This is a genomic window from Parvibaculum sp., from assembly GCF_035325945.1.
Taxonomy (GTDB): domain Bacteria; phylum Pseudomonadota; class Alphaproteobacteria; order Parvibaculales; family Parvibaculaceae; genus Parvibaculum.
Genome location: NZ_DAOKYX010000001.1, coordinates 1 through 14,649, shown reverse-complemented (window position 1 = coordinate 14,649; position 14,649 = coordinate 1). Strand labels below are relative to the sequence as shown.

15 protein-coding genes are annotated in these 14,649 nt (G+C 65.7%); 5 read left to right on the top strand and 10 right to left on the bottom strand.

Going from position 1 to position 14,649, the window contains the following annotated elements:
- The first annotated feature begins 107 nt into the window (after positions 1-107).
- Positions 108-1,013 carry a crotonase/enoyl-CoA hydratase family protein gene (locus tag PKA57_RS00075; RefSeq protein ID WP_324296877.1) on the top strand — a complete coding sequence of 302 codons (906 nt, stop codon included), beginning with the start codon at positions 108-110 and terminating at the stop codon, positions 1,011-1,013.
- Here the strand turns inward: PKA57_RS00075 and PKA57_RS00070 are convergent.
- Both PKA57_RS00070 and PKA57_RS00065 read right to left on the bottom strand, forming a co-directional pair.
- Positions 1,010-2,266, bottom strand: coding sequence for an MFS transporter (locus PKA57_RS00070; RefSeq protein ID WP_324296876.1), 1,257 nt, complete (start codon positions 2,264-2,266; stop codon positions 1,010-1,012). The genes PKA57_RS00075 and PKA57_RS00070 overlap by 4 nt on opposite strands.
- A gap of 20 nt (positions 2,267-2,286) precedes the next feature.
- Positions 2,287-3,507 (bottom strand): MFS transporter, encoded by a 1,221-nt coding sequence (locus PKA57_RS00065; RefSeq protein ID WP_324296875.1) that lies wholly within the window; start codon positions 3,505-3,507, stop codon positions 2,287-2,289.
- Between the two features lie 251 nt (positions 3,508-3,758).
- On the opposite strand from PKA57_RS00065, the gene PKA57_RS00060 reads away from it, so the two are divergent.
- Positions 3,759-4,937, top strand: a complete 1,179-nt coding sequence (locus PKA57_RS00060; protein WP_324296874.1) for an ATP-binding protein — start codon at positions 3,759-3,761, stop codon at positions 4,935-4,937.
- 7 nt (positions 4,938-4,944) lie between these two features.
- Here PKA57_RS00060 and PKA57_RS00055 read toward each other — a convergent pair whose 3' ends face one another.
- The 3 genes from PKA57_RS00055 to PKA57_RS00045 form a co-directional block, all read right to left on the bottom strand.
- Positions 4,945-5,154 (bottom strand): hypothetical protein, encoded by a 210-nt coding sequence (locus PKA57_RS00055; protein WP_324296873.1) that lies wholly within the window; start codon positions 5,152-5,154, stop codon positions 4,945-4,947.
- Positions 5,155-5,340: 186 nt separating this feature from the next.
- On the bottom strand, positions 5,341-6,009 hold the full coding sequence (locus tag PKA57_RS00050; RefSeq protein ID WP_324296872.1) for an NAD(P)H-binding protein: 669 nt from the start codon (positions 6,007-6,009) through the stop codon (positions 5,341-5,343).
- On the bottom strand, positions 6,006-7,253 hold the full coding sequence (locus tag PKA57_RS00045) for a citrate synthase family protein (protein WP_324296871.1): 1,248 nt from the start codon (positions 7,251-7,253) through the stop codon (positions 6,006-6,008). Before PKA57_RS00045 ends, PKA57_RS00050 begins: the two co-directional genes overlap by 4 nt.
- 126 nt (positions 7,254-7,379) lie before the next feature.
- Here PKA57_RS00045 and PKA57_RS00040 point away from each other — a divergent pair, with 126 nt between their 5' ends.
- Positions 7,380-8,504, top strand: a complete 1,125-nt coding sequence (locus PKA57_RS00040) for a citrate synthase/methylcitrate synthase (protein WP_324296870.1) — start codon at positions 7,380-7,382, stop codon at positions 8,502-8,504.
- A 16-nt stretch (positions 8,505-8,520) separates the two neighbouring features.
- Here PKA57_RS00040 and PKA57_RS00035 read toward each other — a convergent pair whose 3' ends face one another.
- Complete coding sequence (locus PKA57_RS00035) at positions 8,521-8,943, bottom strand: Rap1a/Tai family immunity protein (protein ID WP_324296869.1); 423 nt, start codon at positions 8,941-8,943, stop codon at positions 8,521-8,523.
- A 103-nt stretch (positions 8,944-9,046) separates the two neighbouring features.
- Between PKA57_RS00035 and PKA57_RS00030 the strand changes: the two genes are divergently transcribed.
- Entirely contained in the window at positions 9,047-10,171 is a 1,125-nt protein-coding gene (locus tag PKA57_RS00030; RefSeq protein ID WP_324296868.1) for a saccharopine dehydrogenase NADP-binding domain-containing protein, read from the top strand.
- Positions 10,172-10,174: 3 nt separating this feature from the next.
- Here the strand turns inward: PKA57_RS00030 and PKA57_RS00025 are convergent, their stop codons facing one another.
- Both PKA57_RS00025 and PKA57_RS00020 read right to left on the bottom strand, forming a co-directional pair.
- A complete protein-coding gene (locus PKA57_RS00025) occupies positions 10,175-10,450 on the bottom strand; it encodes a hypothetical protein (protein WP_324296867.1) in 276 nt (91 codons plus the stop codon).
- Between the two features lie 58 nt (positions 10,451-10,508).
- On the bottom strand, positions 10,509-10,838 hold the full coding sequence (locus tag PKA57_RS00020) for a hypothetical protein (RefSeq protein WP_324296866.1): 330 nt from the start codon (positions 10,836-10,838) through the stop codon (positions 10,509-10,511).
- Between the two features lie 158 nt (positions 10,839-10,996).
- Between PKA57_RS00020 and PKA57_RS00015 the strand changes: the two genes are divergently transcribed.
- Positions 10,997-12,115 (top strand): DUF2336 domain-containing protein, encoded by a 1,119-nt coding sequence (locus PKA57_RS00015; protein ID WP_324296865.1) that lies wholly within the window; start codon positions 10,997-10,999, stop codon positions 12,113-12,115.
- On the opposite strand, the gene PKA57_RS00010 is transcribed toward PKA57_RS00015, so the two are convergent.
- Positions 12,116-12,928, bottom strand: a complete 813-nt coding sequence (locus PKA57_RS00010; RefSeq protein ID WP_324296864.1) for a helix-turn-helix transcriptional regulator — start codon at positions 12,926-12,928, stop codon at positions 12,116-12,118.
- A 396-nt stretch (positions 12,929-13,324) separates the two neighbouring features.
- A complete protein-coding gene (locus tag PKA57_RS00005; protein ID WP_324296863.1) occupies positions 13,325-14,380 on the bottom strand; it encodes an aromatic ring-hydroxylating dioxygenase subunit alpha in 1,056 nt (351 codons plus the stop codon).
- Positions 14,381-14,649 lie beyond the last annotated feature (269 nt).

Sequence of the window (14,649 nt, the reverse complement as noted above, 5' to 3'; positions counted from 1 at the left end):
AAAGGGAGCGCAAGACGAGCGCCGCGTCAACTCGCGCATGTTGACGCAACGGAAGGGCGGCCCCGCCGCGACGGATCAGGCATCAAGCCGCAACAGGGAGCGAAAACATGGCCTATGAGACGATCAAATACGAGGTTGAGGATCAGATTCTGACGATCACTCTCAACCGCCCCGACAAGCTCAACGCCTTCACCGGTCAGATGATGTTCGACATCATCGACGCCTTCGACAAGGCGGATGCCGACGACAATGTGCGCGCCATCATCGTCACCGGCGCGGGCCGCGCCTTCTGCGCGGGTGCCGACCTCTCGGCGGGCGCCAAGACCTTCGACTATGCGGCCCGCGAGGATCGCCCCGAAAAATCCGGGACGCCCGTGAAGCCCAATGGCGAGATCGACTGGAGCCATGAATCGGTGCGCGATGGCGGCGGCCGCGTTTCGCTGCGCATCTTCGAGAGCCTGAAGCCCGTGATCGCGGCCGTGAACGGGCCCGCCGTCGGCGTCGGCGTCACCATGCAGCTTCCGATGGATATCCGCCTTGCGTCGGAAGACGCGAAGTTCGGCTTCGTCTTCGCCCGCCGCGGCATCGTGCCCGAAGCCTGTTCGAGCTGGTTCCTGCCGCGCGTCGTCGGCATCAGCCAGGCGCTCGAATGGACCTATACGGGCCGCGTCTTCGGCGCGCAGGAAGCGCTCGAAGGCGGTCTCGTCAAGAAGCTCTACAAGCCCGACGAGCTTCTGCCCGCCGCCCGCGCGCTCGCCCGCGAGATCGCCGACAATACCGCGCCCGTCTCCGTCGCGCTCACGCGCCAGATGCTCTGGCGTATCGGCGCGGCCGACCATCCGATGGAAGCGCACAAGATCGACAGCCGCGCCATCTATGCGCGCGGCGCCGCCGCCGACGCGAAGGAAGGCGTCATGTCCTTCCTCGAGAAGCGCCCGGCGAATTATCCCAACCGGGTCTCGACGGATATGCCGTCCTTCTTCCCCTGGTGGGACGAGCGCAAATACAGCTAATCGCCATGGGCCGAAGCAGCCGGCGCGTGACCGCGCGCCGGCGCTTCGAGATCCCAGAGCGATGTGAAGAAGAAGATCGAGAGCCAGAGCACGATCATCAGCCCCACCGGCAAGAGCACGGCATCGAGCGGGCCCAGCCAGCTGATGATATAGCCCATGAAGAGCGCGCCGATCGGACCGCCGCCCATGGAGCCGAGCTGGAAGGCCGAGATAAGCCGCGCGCGCATATGCGGGCTTGCCGTTTCCTGAACGATGGCGCGCGACTGGGTCATCGAAACGCCGGCCGCCAGTCCCCAGCCAAGCGCCAGCAGATCGACCACATAGATCGAAAAGCCGAAATGCATGATCACCATGACGCAGGATCCCGTGCACATGGCGAGCATCATCGCGCGCCCCTGCCGGCGGATGGGGCGAAGGCGGCTCAGCGTGAAGGAGGAAAGGCCGATGCCGCCGAAGAAGCACATGTTGATGAGCGCGAGTTCGGGCGAACTGCCGTGATAGACGTCGCGCACCATGATCGGGAAGAGCACCATGAAGACGCCCATGAAGAGAATGCCCGACATGAACATCATCAGCACCACGGGGCGAAGCCGCTCGCTCCGCCAAAGGACGACGAGCCCCTCCTTGATCTCCGATAACTGGGAGCGGCGCGGCCCGGCCGTGGCGGCGGGCGGCGCGGGGGTGAGCCGCGACGTGGTGAAGGAGGCGCCCGCGAGGAGCGCGCTCTGGAGGACGAAGAGCGCGGGCGCGCCGGCGAGCATCGCCGTGCCGCCGATGAGGAAGCCCGCGACCTGCCCGAGGAACTGGCCGCTCATGGAAAGCGCGACGCCGCGCTGAATATTGCCCTTGAGGCTCGTGATGGCGACGCGGGTGAGCATGGCGTCGCGCGCCGGCATGACATAGGCGCCGAGAATGCCGAGGATGACGCCGAAGCCGAGGATCAGCTCATAGGTGAGATAGCCCGCATAGATGAGCGCCGCGAGGGCGAGCGGCGGTATCATCTGTATGGTCTGGAGCCGCCGCAAATGATTGCGCAGCTCGAGACGGTCGGCGAGCGCGCCGCCGAAAAGCGTGAACATCAGCATCGGCAGCATCATCATCATCTGCGCGATGCCGACGCGGTCCGAACTCTCGTTGAGCACGATGGCGATGATCCAGGGAAAGATCACGCCCTGAATGCCCGTTGAAATGAAATAGAGCCAGATGCCGCTCATATACCAGGCAAGATCGGATGGCTGCGTTTCGCTCGTCATGCTGTCGTCCGGTCCCACGCTCAGGCTTCCTGGGCGTGGTAGCGCCAGAGCGGCGACAGGAAGAGCGCGCCGACGACGCCGACCATCACGAAGGCGGGCACCAGCACGGCCTGGTGAATGCCGAGCCCGCCGACAAGAAAGCCCATGAGCAGGGAGCCGATGGGGGCGCCGCCCGAAAATCCGAGCTGATAGAAGGCGAGCACGCGCGCCCTGTGGCTCTCGGGCGCCGCGAGCTGGACGATGGTGCGCCCCATCGTCATCGTCGTGCCCGCGCCGATACCCCAGAGGAAGCAGAGTATGCAGAGCACCGCAAAGGGGATGGTCAGCGAAAGAAGCGCCAGAATGGCGAGGCCGCTCGTAATCGCGCCCATCATCACGCGGCCGCGCCTTGCGATATGACCGATCTTCAGCAGCGCCATGGTGGCAAAGATCGTGCCGCCCCAGAAGCAGATGTTGATGAGCGCAAAACGGATCGCGAATTCCGTGACGGTGCTGTGATAGATGTCGCGCACCATCAGCGGCAGCACCACCATGAAGCTGCCGACATAGAAAAGCCCGACCGCGAAATTGACGCCGATCACCGCGAAGACAATGCTGTGCGCCCGCGCGGTGGCGATGCCGTCCAGTATCTGCGCGAGCCGGCCTTCGCCCGTGTCCACCTGTGTCGGCGGCAGGGGTTGCAGCTTCGTCGTCGCCCAGCCGCCGGCGATCAGCAGCGCGGCCTGAAAGATGAGCAGCGCCGGCGCGCCGATAATGGCGGCAAAGGCGACGATGAGCATGCCGGCAAGCTGTCCGCCCATCTGCGTGCCCATGGTCAGCGTCACCGCCTGCTGAATGTCCGTTTCGGCGATGCGCGTCAGCGCTGAATCGCGCGCGGGCATGGCGAAGGCGCCAAGCGTGCCCATGGCCAGCGCATAGGCGATCAGGAACGGGTAGCTCAAATATCCACTGATGAAGACGACGGCCAGCACCAGCGGGGGGATGGCCGCCAACCAGTGCATGCGCACCAATATGCGCCGCACGTCGCCATGATCGGCCACGGTGCCGCCAAGCAGCATGAAAAGCAGCGACGGCGCCATCAGCGACATCTGCGCGATGCCGAGCCGCGCCGCCGGTTCATGCAGCACCTGCGTCACCAGAAACGGAAAGATGACGAACTGAATGCCGAGGCTGATATACCAGCTCGCCTGACCGCCGAGATAGAGGCGCAGACGCTGTGACCGCGTTGTGGCATCCGTCATCCCGGCATCGATTGCCTGCTCCCCCGGCACAGTCATCTGATCCTCACTCGATTCGCTGGCATTTCGCCATTATCGTTCCCGCAAACTATAGCATCTGGGCGCGCCGCAACCCCACTCGCGAACCCTTATGTGAATTTTTTCTGACATCGAGCGGAAGAAGGTCCGATTTCAGTCTCCGTTAAGCGAAGGGCGGCGATAAGGAGCGCAGAAGTTTCCGCATGTCTTCGCATGCATCAGTGTCCGAGTGCAGGATGACCACACCGACAGCCCGTGACCTCGCCGCGCCGGTTGCGCCCCTCTCGCCTGAAATGTCCTGCGCCGATGTATTCGATCGCCTGCTCAAGGAGGGCGACCTTCTCAACATTCCCGTCGTCGACGGCGAGCATCCGGTTGGCCTCGTCAGCCGTCAGGATTTCCTGCTCGTCTATGTGCGCATGTATGGCCGCGAGATTTACGGGCGCCAGCCCATCACCGCGCTTATGAACAGCAATCCGGTCATCGTCGATGCGGAGATGAATTGCGAAGACATCAACACACGGCTCCTCTCGACCCCGGAAAGCTTTGCTCTGCAAGGTTTCATCGTCGAGGAGGGCGGGCGCTATCTCGGCCTCGGCTCCGCCGCCATGCTCATGCGCATCACCGGCGACATCGTCATGCGTCGCGCCGAGGAGCTTGAGCGCCAGCGCCGCCGCGCTGAAGCCGCCAATGAAAGCAAGACCCAGTTTCTGGCCGGCATGAGCCACGAACTTCGCACACCCCTGAACGCCATCATCGGCTTTGCCGATCTGATCCGCATGCAGCTTTTCGGCCCCGTCGATCCGCCGCGCTATCTCGAATATGTCGAGGACATCTACGACAGCGGCGTCCACCTGCTGCACATGATCAACGAGCTTCTCGACATGGCTAAGATCGAGGCGGGCCGTTTCGATCTCCATGAGGACGAGATCGACCTGCGCTACATCGGCGCCGAAGTCCTGCGCATGCTGCGCCAGTCGGTGGAAACGGCCCGCGTCAAACTCGATGTGCGCCTTCCCGCGGCCTTGCCTCTCATCCGTGCTGACGAGCAGCAGGTACGCCGCGTGCTGGTGAACCTTCTGTCGAACGCGATCAAGTTCACCCCTGCAGGCGGCAGCATCACCTTATCCGCCCATGAGCGCGCCGACGGATGCCTTGAAATGACCGTGACCGACACCGGCATCGGCATTCCCCCCGACAAGCTCGACAAGGTGCTTGAACCTTTCGAGCAGGTGGAGAATTCCTTCACGCGCACCCGCGCAGGCACCGGCCTTGGTCTGCCGCTGACCAGGGCCATGGTCGAAGTGCATGGCGGGACGCTGACGCTGGAAAGCGAACTCGGTCGCGGCACATGCGTCCGCGTCTCGCTCCCCGCTGGCCGCATCCTCCGGCGCGCGAGCATCGACGCGGCGTGAAAATGCCTCAGGCGGGTGACGCGCCGTTCACCAGCCCAAGCCCCGCCGTCCTGTAGCCCAGCAGTTCAAGCATCGTGTCGGAGGCGAATTGCCTGACGGACGGATCGAGCGCCAGAAACCAGTTTTCCTGCGTGCGGTAGATCGGCCTCGTGTACCAGGCGAAAATCCCGGCGCCACGCGCGTTGCGCCGTTCGCCTCCGTGAAGTCGTCCACGCACCAGCAGATATTGACCCCCTGCGGTTCCGCGGGCCACGGCTCCGGCACGAATATCTGATCGGCATGCAGCACCATCTCGCCGCCGCCGCACAAGCGCAATCTGTTGCAGCGTCACCTGGTTTTCATTTGTCACCCCGGGCTTGTCCTGGGGTCCAGGAGCCACGTACCCAGAACTTGCTGCCGAGCATCACCGCGCCAGCGCCATCATCTCCCGATAGGTCAGCACATGCCGCCCCGTGCCGCTGCGCAACGCAGCCGCAACCATGGCGGCGGCGATCGTGTCGGCCGGAATGCCGCGATAGATGTCGAGCGAGCCGACAAGGAGGAGGTTGAGCGCAGGCATCGCCGCCATCATGGCGGCCTCGGCGGGCCGCCTCTCGTTGCGCTCGCCGAAAATGAGGCCCGGCCGGAAAATATGCGTCGCGCCGAAGCCGATTGAAGCGACCGCCTGTTCCGCTTCGCCCTTGATGCGCGAATAGAAGACGCGCGAATCCGGCGAAGCGCCGATGGCCGAGACGAGAAGAAAGCGCGTGGCGCCCGCCGCTCTTGCCGCCCGCGCGAAAGCCGCCACATAGTCGAGGTCGATGCGCGCGAAGGCGGACTGGCTTCCGGCTTTCCTGATCGTCGTGCCGAGCGCGCAGAAGGCATCGTCCACCCTTGTGCCCTTACGGGCGATCGCGTCCTCGACATGCTCGAAATCGGTGACGATCTCTGTGAGCTTCGGATGGCTGATGCCGAGGCTGCGCCTTGTCACGGCGATGACCGCGCCATAATCGGGCGAGGCAAGAAGCCGTTTCAGCACGAACCCTCCGACAAGCCCGGTCGCGCCAGCAATGAGCGCCGTCTTTCCCGTCATCGCGGTATCTCCCCCGTATAGCGCGCCCGCGGCCGGATCATCTGGCCCGAGCGATATTGTTCGATCGCATGCGCGATCCAGCCCGCCGTGCGGCCGAGCACGAAAACGGCGAGCCCCGCGCCGGGCAGCATCCGCAACGTAGCGCCGAGCGCGCCTATGGCGAAGTCGATGCTCGGCCTGAGCCCGCCCGCATCCTCCATCACATCGACGATGCGGAGCGAGCGGAGGAAGGCCGGATCGTCGCCATGGCTTTCCTTCATCATGCCGATGAGGGCGGCCGCGCGCGGGTCGCCGTCGGGATAAAGCGGATGGCCGAAGCCGGGAACGGGATCGCCGTTCCGCAGCCGGTGGAGCACGGCGTCCTCGAGATCCTGACGATGCGCCATGTCGGTGAGAAAGCCCTCGACGCGATTGGTGAAACCGCCATGGCGCGGGCCTTGCGCGGCGCAGATGCCCGCCTCGATCGCGGCATAGAGCGTCGCACCCGTGCCCGCGACGCAGCGCACCGTGAAGGCGGAAGCGTTGAGCTCGTGATCGGCGCAAAGAACGAGCGTCGCGCGGATGAGATCGGCGGCGCGCCTGTCGCCGAAGGTGAGCGCGCGAGCCAGCGCCTCATGCACGGGCTCGCCCGAGGGCGCGGTACCGCAAATGATGGCGGCGACGAAGCGCAGGAGCCGCGCTCCGGTCGTGGCAAGGCCGCGATCCGTCATGTTGTAGATCGAGGGGTCGTCCTGCGCGGCGAGCGGCAGAAGGGCGAGCGCGCGTTCAATGCGGCCGCTCGCGGCAAGCTCCGAGGCGAGCCTTTCGACCGTTGGCGACATTGCCGGAATCGCCTCGCGCGTGAAGGGCTGCACGTCCCGGCAGCCCCAGAGCAGCGCCGCCACCTGTTCGAGGCTCGAATTGCGGGCGAGTGCCGTCGCGTCCGAGCCGCGATAGTAGAGCTTTCCGTCGGCGATGAGCGTGATGGCGGAATCGAGCACCGGCACGCCGCCGAAACTCGCGATCCCGTTCGCGCTTCCCGGCTGCGCCGCGCCGCCCGGCGCGCTCGAGCGCCGCTGCTTCAGAAGGCGCACATCCTCCGCCCGGTAGCGCCGCGCCCTGCTGTCCGGCACGGGCTCGGAGCGGATCATGTCCCGGCTCACATAGGCGTAGAGCGTGGCGAGGCTGATGCCCAGCTCCGCCGCGGCTTCCTTGGCGGAGAGGTAGAGCTTTTCCGTGGCCTCGGTTGCGGTCTGGCGCGGCATGGCTTCTCACTTTTTATAGTATTGATCAGCTTAATCAAGATTGACGCTATTGCAAGGCCTGACCACCTTGTCTGGAAAAGGGGCCGTTGTCGCGGCTTCCGCTTCGACAAGTGAAAGGAGAGCGTCATGTCCGAGAATGTCATCATGGGAGCAGGCGGCCGCGCGACGGCGGCGGGCCTCGACAATGTGGTCGCGGCCGAAACGGCCCTGAGCCATGTGGATGGCGAGGCGGGCCGCCTCATCATCGCCGGCCATGACCTCGAAACTCTGGTCGCCACGCATGATTTCGAGGGCGCGGCGGCGCTCCTCTGGCGCGTGGCCGGGCTCGATCCCGCCCCCTCGCGCGAGGCGGTGGCGGCTGGTCTTGCCCGCGCCCGGGTCGAGGCCTTCGCGCTGGTGCCGAAGCTTCTTGCCGCCACGGAAGGGTTGAGCGTGACCGAAGGGCTCAGGACCGGTTTCTCGATGCTCTCTGACGAGGGCGCGCTTCCCGCCCATATCCGCGCGGTCGGCGCGGCGCCGGTCTTCATCGCCGCGCTCTGCCGCCGCGAGGCTGGCGCGGCCGCCATCGCGCCCGATGCGGGGCTAGGCCATGCCGCGGATTTTCTCCGCATGCTGAAGGGTGAAATGCCGAGCGATGCCGAGGCGAAGGCGCTCAATGCCTATCTCGTCACGGTGACGGATCATGGCATGAACGCCTCGACCTTCACCGCGCGCGTCATCGCCTCGACGCGGGCAGGCACGATTTCCGCCATTGTCGGCGCGCTCTGCGCGCTCAAGGGCCCGCTGCATGGCGGCGCGCCTGGCCCCGTCCTCGACATGCTGGACGATATCGGCACGCGCGAGAATATCGAGCCCTGGCTGAAGCGCGAGATCGCGAAGGGCGAGCGCCTGATGGGCTTCGGCCATCGCGTCTATCGCGTCCGCGATCCGCGTGCCGACGTCTTCAACAAGGCGGTGACGCTGCTCACGAACGGCAATGAGCGCGTGCTCTTCGCCCGCGATGTCGAGCGCGCGGCGCTGGCGGCGCTCAAGGCCGCCAAGCCTGACCGGCGGCTCGACACGAACATGGAATATTACACCGCCGTGCTTCTGGAGGCGCTCGGCATACCGCGTTCTGCCGTCACCGCCGTCTTCGGCATGTCGCGCGTCGTCGGCTGGACGGCGCATGTGATCGAGCAGGAGCGCGTCGGCCGCCTCATTCGTCCGCAGTCGCGCTATATCGGTGACTGGCCGGACGACAAGGCCGCCTAGCGCCTGTCCATGAACCTCAGCAGGGCGGCTTCGAACCGAACGCCGCCCTGGCGAGATAGACCGCGGGCTGATCCAGAAGCTCCGGGTGCCACTCGCCATTTCGCACGACCTTGCCGGCGAGCTGGTCATAGGAATTCGTGTCCGCGACGGGCGCGCAATCGGTGGGGGCGAGGGGCAGGCCGAGCGCCTGCTTGTCGGTGTCGCTTTCACGGACATATTTGGCCGAGCGGAAATACCCCTCGATGAACTGGCGGCAGCGCAGGCCCGGCGAGGGCGTGCGCCCCTGCGGGTTCAGCGAATATTCCGCCAGCACCTTGCACGCTTCGTAAAGCTCTTGGCCGGTAGAAATATGGCTGCGGGCGGCCGCCTCCCGTGCCGGGAGCATGATGAATGCGGCAAGCCCGAGCAGAAGCGCTGCGGGTATCCATGATCGGTTCATTGCGGGACCTCCCCGTGCGGCGGCAGTATATCACCCGGGTGGAGACTATCGAGGTGGGGTCGCGATCGCGGGAAGTAAAGGGGCCGGTTGCCGGAGGGGAGGCATGAAGACGCGGCTCGCCATTTATGGCGTCGATGAATATCAGGGCGCGCTGATGTCGCGGCGCGCCGCGGCCCGCGGCATTTCCCATATCGGCGCGGGCCGGGACATCGCGTGTGTCGCGACGCATGCCAATGCCACGCTCTCCGGCAAGGAGCATCCGGTGGAGCCGCGCGTCTTCGGCCTTGGCGATGTCTCGCGCATCGCGTCCCAGCTCGATGACGTGGCCGTGCTGATCAATTGCGCGACGCCCTTCGGCGAAACCGCCGCGCCGCTCATCGCCGCCGCGCTTGCCACCGGCACACATTATCTCGACCTCGGGAGTTCAACGCCTCACCTCGCATCCGTCATGGCGCGAGATGCCGATGCCGTGGCGGCAGGCGTCACTCTTCTATCCGGCGTTTCCTTCGATTTCGCCGCGGCCGAAGCCGTGGCGGCGCGACTGGCGACACTTCTGCCGATGGCGCGCGCGCTCACCCTTGCGGCCAAACGCGCCAACCTATCGCGAGCCGAAGCGAGGGAACTCGTCGCCGCATTGCGCCGGCCGGGCGAGGTCGCGAAGAACGGGCAACTCGTCCGGGCCATGCCTGCCGCGCGCATGGTCGATGTCGATTTCGGAAAGGGGCCGGAGCGGGCGGCGCTGGCGCCCTGGCGCGGCGAGGCGGTCGCCTGCCGCCGCCGCCTGCCATATTCGTCGATCGAGACATTCGAGGTCTTGCCCGCGCCGCTCGCCCGTCTGATGAGGCGCGGCACCCTGGCGCATTTCCTGTTCCGGCGCGGCTGGCGGGCGGCAAGTCTCGAGCGGCGTCTCGCGCATGGCCGGGAGGGCACCCCCGACGCCGAGCTTCAGCGCGCCCGCGCCGTCGTCTGGGGCGAGGCGCGCACGCCCGATGGCAGGGTGAGGCGGGCTCGCCTCGAAACGCCGGCGGCGCCGGTTTTTAGCGCGGATGCGGCGTTCCTCATCGCGCAGCGCCTTGTCGAAGGGGCGGGGATGCCCGGCTTCCGCCTGCCCTCGGAGGCGGCAGGCGCGGCGCTCGTTGAAGGAATAGAGGGTGTGACGTGGCGGGAAATAGCCGACGCGGAGGAAACGTTCGCGCCCGATCCGGTTGCGCTTGCGGACGCGCCCTGACCCTTATTGCGCGGGTTTCCTGATGCCGAGCCAGCGATCCTTGAGCTGCGTGAGGCATTCGCGTTCCGAATACTGGCTCGTCGCCATGAGCGCCAGGCGCTCGGCCGCTTCGGGCGTCTTGCCCGGTTCGGCGCCCATGGCCTCGGCCATCTTCGAATAAGCTTCGCGCGCCATGTCCTTGGCGAGCATGCGGCAGGGATCGAGCGTGCCATAGGTCGCAAGCGGCCAGATCACCAGCGCGGCGACGATGAGCGCGATCAGTCCAAGGATGATTCTCACCTGAAACCTCCTTCAGTTCATGCGCAGCGGCTGGCGCTGCCGGGCGGGCGCCGCGTCCTCAATATCCGCTGGGGCCGTTGCGCCTCCCGCGGCCCATATCCTCGCCAGCGCCGGGCGCGTTCGTGGTGCTGGCGCGGCAGGAATTGAACCCCGCCTTCCAGCCCGCGCGATAGGCCTTGTTCGTGTTCCAGAGTTCGGGATCGCGAATGACGGTGGCGGAATTTCCGGGCACATAGCCCGTGCCGGTGCCGCAGCCGGCCGAATAGCCGGCCTTGTATTCCGGCTTCTCGGAATAATCCTCGCCGAACATCGTTCCGCAGGCCGAAAGCGTCATGGCCAATCCGAGGATCGCCGCGGCAAGAACGGGCTTCGGGAGATTTTTTGCCATATTGCGGCTCCTTGGTGGCGCGGCGAACCGCGGCGAGCATAGCCGAGTGACCCGCAGCCGCAACCCGCCCGCTTATAGTTTACGGGGTTTTAATTCAGCCGATGCTCAGATGGGGGAGCGTGGAAAGGGGCGGGCTCCCTCGTGGGGTTGTGGCGGCGATGGCATCGATTGGACTGATGGGCGAGCAGGGCGTGAGCGCGGAGGCAGTGCCTTCGCTGCATGAGCGCGACCTGTTGCTGAGAAGGCTCGCCGATCTCGCCGTGCTGCCGCCGGGCCGCGTCACCCCGCAGGAGCGGGCGCTGGTCGATATGGTCATGGCGACGGCCGTCTCGCGGCTCGATGTGGCGCAGCGCTGCCGCATCGCCGAGCGCGTGGCGCAACTGCCGGAAGGCCCGCGCGAACTGACGCTCGCCCTTGCCCGCGACACGATCGAGGTGGCCGCACCCGTGCTCGCCGAGGCCGCGAACATTCAGGGCAGCGATCTCGTCGAGATCGTTCGTGTGACGAGCATGGATCATCGTCTCGCCGTCGCCAGCCGCAAGATCCTTCCACCCGCCGCCATCGACGCCCTGATCGAGTATGGAAACACCGATGTCCTGCGCCGCATGCTCGAAAACCGCAGCATCGAAATTTCGAGCCGTTCCATGGAAGTTCTCGTGCGCCGCAGCGCCAGCGAGCCGGAGCTTCACGCGCCGCTCCTCGAAAGGCCCGAACTCAATCAGCGTCTCGCCCTGCTCATGTTCTGGTGGGTGTCATCGGGGACGCTGCGCGTCGAAATCCTGAACCGCCATGCCGTCGAGCGGCGCATGATGCATATCGCCATCGCGGATGTGCTCGAAGGGGGCCTCGCCGCATCGGGAGCGGATGAAGCTTTGCGGGTCGCGCTGTCGCTTGTCCATCCGCCAGCGACGATCGCGAAACCTCAGCTCACGCGCCTCGTCAACCTCGCCACGCTCGGGCAGCGCGAGGAATTCGTGATGGAACTTGCGCGCGAGGCGCGGCTCAGGCCGGAAACCGCCTTGCGCATCGTCAGCGATTTCGGCGGTGAGCCTCTGGCGGTTCTTGCCAAGGCGCTGGGCCTTTCGCGGCAGGAATTCGGCGATCTCATCGTCGCGGTCGCGGAGCTGCGAAGCGGCTACGTGCCGGCGAAATCCGATATAGAGCGCATAACGGCCGTGTTCGACGCGATCTCAACAGACCGCGCGGATCTCGTACTGCATTTGTGGGACTGGTCGATCTCGGGCGAGGCCCAGTTTCCGCTGCCGGCCGAGGAATAGCTATTCGGCCGCCGTCGCGGAGGATGCCTCTTGCGGCTCGCGGGCGATGGCGGCGGGCAGGGCGTCGGGCGGCGGCAGGAAAGTCGGCTGCCTCACGATTTCCTCGAGCGCGCGCTGCGCCTTCTGCGCGGTTTCGATGATGTCGCTTTCCGCCTTGTCGACGAGATCGAGTACGGCCCGCGCGCCCGCCAGCACATCGTCGAGCCAGCCTTCCGGCTTGCTGGCCTGCGCCTTGAGGGCGACGGCATCGGCCGCGAGCGTCGTCACCGTGCGGCGCACGGCGGCGGTGTTGAAGTCGACATGTCCCGTCACGAGTTCGACCAGCGTCCGCACCTGCGCGCGCAGACCATCGACGAGCGCGGAGCGTTCGCGCGCGCGACGCCTGTCATCGTCGGCGGGCGGCGCGAGATCGTCGAGAGAAACGCTCAGCACACGGGCGATCGCCGCCATGGTGCGGAACGTGCCATCCTTCTTGCCGGTTTCGATTTCGGACAGATAGGCGGGGCTGATGCCCGCGGCGCGCGCCAGCGCCACCGCCTTCAGCCCGCGCGCCTGCCGCCAGACGCGCACCGGATTCTCGCCATCGGCAATTCTATGCGCCACATTCGCAGGGACGCCGGTTCCCTCGCCGAGCCGGTCGGCGAGCGCCGCGCGCGTGCGGTCGAGATCCTGCGCCGCCTGCTTCAGGCTCATCAGGGTTTCATATTCCTCGGCGGGAACGACGACGAAGAGGGGTTTGCCCTCGGAACCGAAAATCCGCTGATGCGCTGCCTCGCCGGAGTTCTTCGCGGCGCCGATGCCGGGAGTGTTCACGACCTCTCGCCCCCGCTCGCCGTTCTCGCTGATCCGGTAAGTCCTTGTCGCATCGCTATCCGATTTCTGCCTTGCCCTGCGCAGGGCGCGCGGGGCGTCACTCCATCATTGCCGCAACCGGCGACGAAGGCCGGCCTCGTCCCCAGGTCCGGACGCGGCCGGATGATAGCCCCCGGCGAGGGGCGAAGCAAAGCAGGGAATATGTGTCCACCGAACCCGTTCGCACACGCGATATGACCGAGAGGGGGCAGGTGTCGCATTGCGAAACGGACGCGAAACGACAGAGCCCGGCCAATCGTGGCGGGCAGGGCGTCCCGAACCCGGACGGGCGCGAGGGCGCCGGCGGCGACAACAAAAATATATCAGTATACGGAAGTTGTGCCGGGCACCCCGGGGCTAGCTCCGCCAGCGCAGCGTCACCGGCTTCACCGGGTTCTGGAAGGGCCGGCCTTGCGCGGTCGCCTCGTCCCACTCGTTCTTCAGCCGGTGGTACCACTTCGCCTGCACATCGGAATCGTTGATGAGCATGAGCCGGGGCTCGAAGCGCAGTCCCTGCTGCTGAAGGTTCACCATGTCCCGGTCCTGACCGAGAAAGGCGCGCATGAAACGCCGCAGAACGGGCTTCGCGACGGAAAGAAGTGGCAATGTCCAATAAAACGATTGTGTGATTTCCGTCGAGGTCTCGTCGATCGGCGTCACCGCGGTGAGGCCGACGACCCGGTGCCGCCCGGCATGGATGCGCTCGAGGCGGATGCCGGGCAGGCGGAAGGAAATTTCGGTGGTCGGCTTCCCGCCCAGAATCCTGTAGGCGAAGGAATTGCTCGAGGGCGTGTGCTCGACCATGGCGAAGCCCATTTCCGAGGGCGCGAAATTCTTGGCCTTTTCGTGGATCGAGGCCTTCGTCCGCCAGTACCATGACCGGTGCACGAAGGGGCCGTGTGCCGGGTCCATGAGGCCGATCACCGCATGATCCACATGGCATGAGAAGGTCATGCTTTCGCGGATATTGGCGGATTTGCCGTCAAAACCCGGAATGGCGGGCGGCTCATGGGTCGGGGCGAGGTCGGCGCGCTTCTCGTCGGTCATATAGACCCAGATATTTCCGTTCACCTCCCGTACCGGGTAGCGGCGCACGCGAATGCGGGAAACGTCGATGTCCTGGCCGGGAACGAGCGAGGGGATTTCGGTGCAGACACCGGAGGTGTTGAATTTCCACCCGTGATAGGGGCATTCGATGGCGGCCTCGCCGCATCCGCTCGATCCGGCGTCATAGAGATGCCCCGCCGAGAGCGGCACGCCGCGATGCGGGCAGATGTCCCGCAGTGCAAAAGGCTCGCCCTGTCGTGTGCGGCCGAAAACGAGCGGCTCGCCGAGAAGCACCTTGTTCGCCAGGCCGCCGCTCTTCAGCGCCTCCCCGGGCATGGCGAAATACCAGATATCTCTAAGAAACATAGCTGTCCCGATCCGTCGGTTCCCGGCGCGCATTATGCGCGAGGCCGAGGGGCCAGTTCCAGCGCAGATAGGTCGCAGTCCGATATGTCTGAAGAGGCCAAAGAAAGGGCCCCGGAGCGATCTTCTTGGCGAGGAACGCCATTACATAAAGGGGGCCTCTGTGCACTGATTGTGGGGTGGTGGAATCTTCATTTCGACTTCTGCCATGATTATTTTATGAAATCGGATGGCTGTATTCTCCTTGTCCGATGACTATTGAAGATGGCAGA

Bases quoted from the DNA above. Each gene is read 5' to 3' on its own strand.
- PKA57_RS00075 (WP_324296877.1), top strand. From the start codon at position 108: ATGGCCTATGAGACGATCAAATACGAGGTTGAGGATCAGATTCTGACG.
- PKA57_RS00070 (WP_324296876.1), bottom strand. From the start codon at position 2,266: ATGACGAGCGAAACGCAGCCATCCGATCTTGCCTGGTATATGAGCGGC.
- PKA57_RS00020 (WP_324296866.1), bottom strand. From the start codon at position 10,838: ATGGCAAAAAATCTCCCGAAGCCCGTTCTTGCCGCGGCGATCCTCGGA.
- PKA57_RS00005 (WP_324296863.1), bottom strand. From the start codon at position 14,380: ATGTTTCTTAGAGATATCTGGTATTTCGCCATGCCCGGGGAGGCGCTG.
- PKA57_RS00035 (WP_324296869.1), bottom strand. From the start codon at position 8,943: ATGAACCGATCATGGATACCCGCAGCGCTTCTGCTCGGGCTTGCCGCA.
- PKA57_RS00030 (WP_324296868.1), top strand. From the start codon at position 9,047: ATGAAGACGCGGCTCGCCATTTATGGCGTCGATGAATATCAGGGCGCG.
- PKA57_RS00045 (WP_324296871.1), bottom strand. From the start codon at position 7,253: ATGCCGCGCCAGACCGCAACCGAGGCCACGGAAAAGCTCTACCTCTCC.
- PKA57_RS00040 (WP_324296870.1), top strand. From the start codon at position 7,380: ATGTCCGAGAATGTCATCATGGGAGCAGGCGGCCGCGCGACGGCGGCG.
- PKA57_RS00050 (WP_324296872.1), bottom strand. From the start codon at position 6,009: ATGACGGGAAAGACGGCGCTCATTGCTGGCGCGACCGGGCTTGTCGGA.
- PKA57_RS00015 (WP_324296865.1), top strand. From the start codon at position 10,997: ATGGCATCGATTGGACTGATGGGCGAGCAGGGCGTGAGCGCGGAGGCA.
- PKA57_RS00065 (WP_324296875.1), bottom strand. From the start codon at position 3,507: ATGACGGATGCCACAACGCGGTCACAGCGTCTGCGCCTCTATCTCGGC.
- PKA57_RS00060 (WP_324296874.1), top strand. From the start codon at position 3,759: ATGACCACACCGACAGCCCGTGACCTCGCCGCGCCGGTTGCGCCCCTC.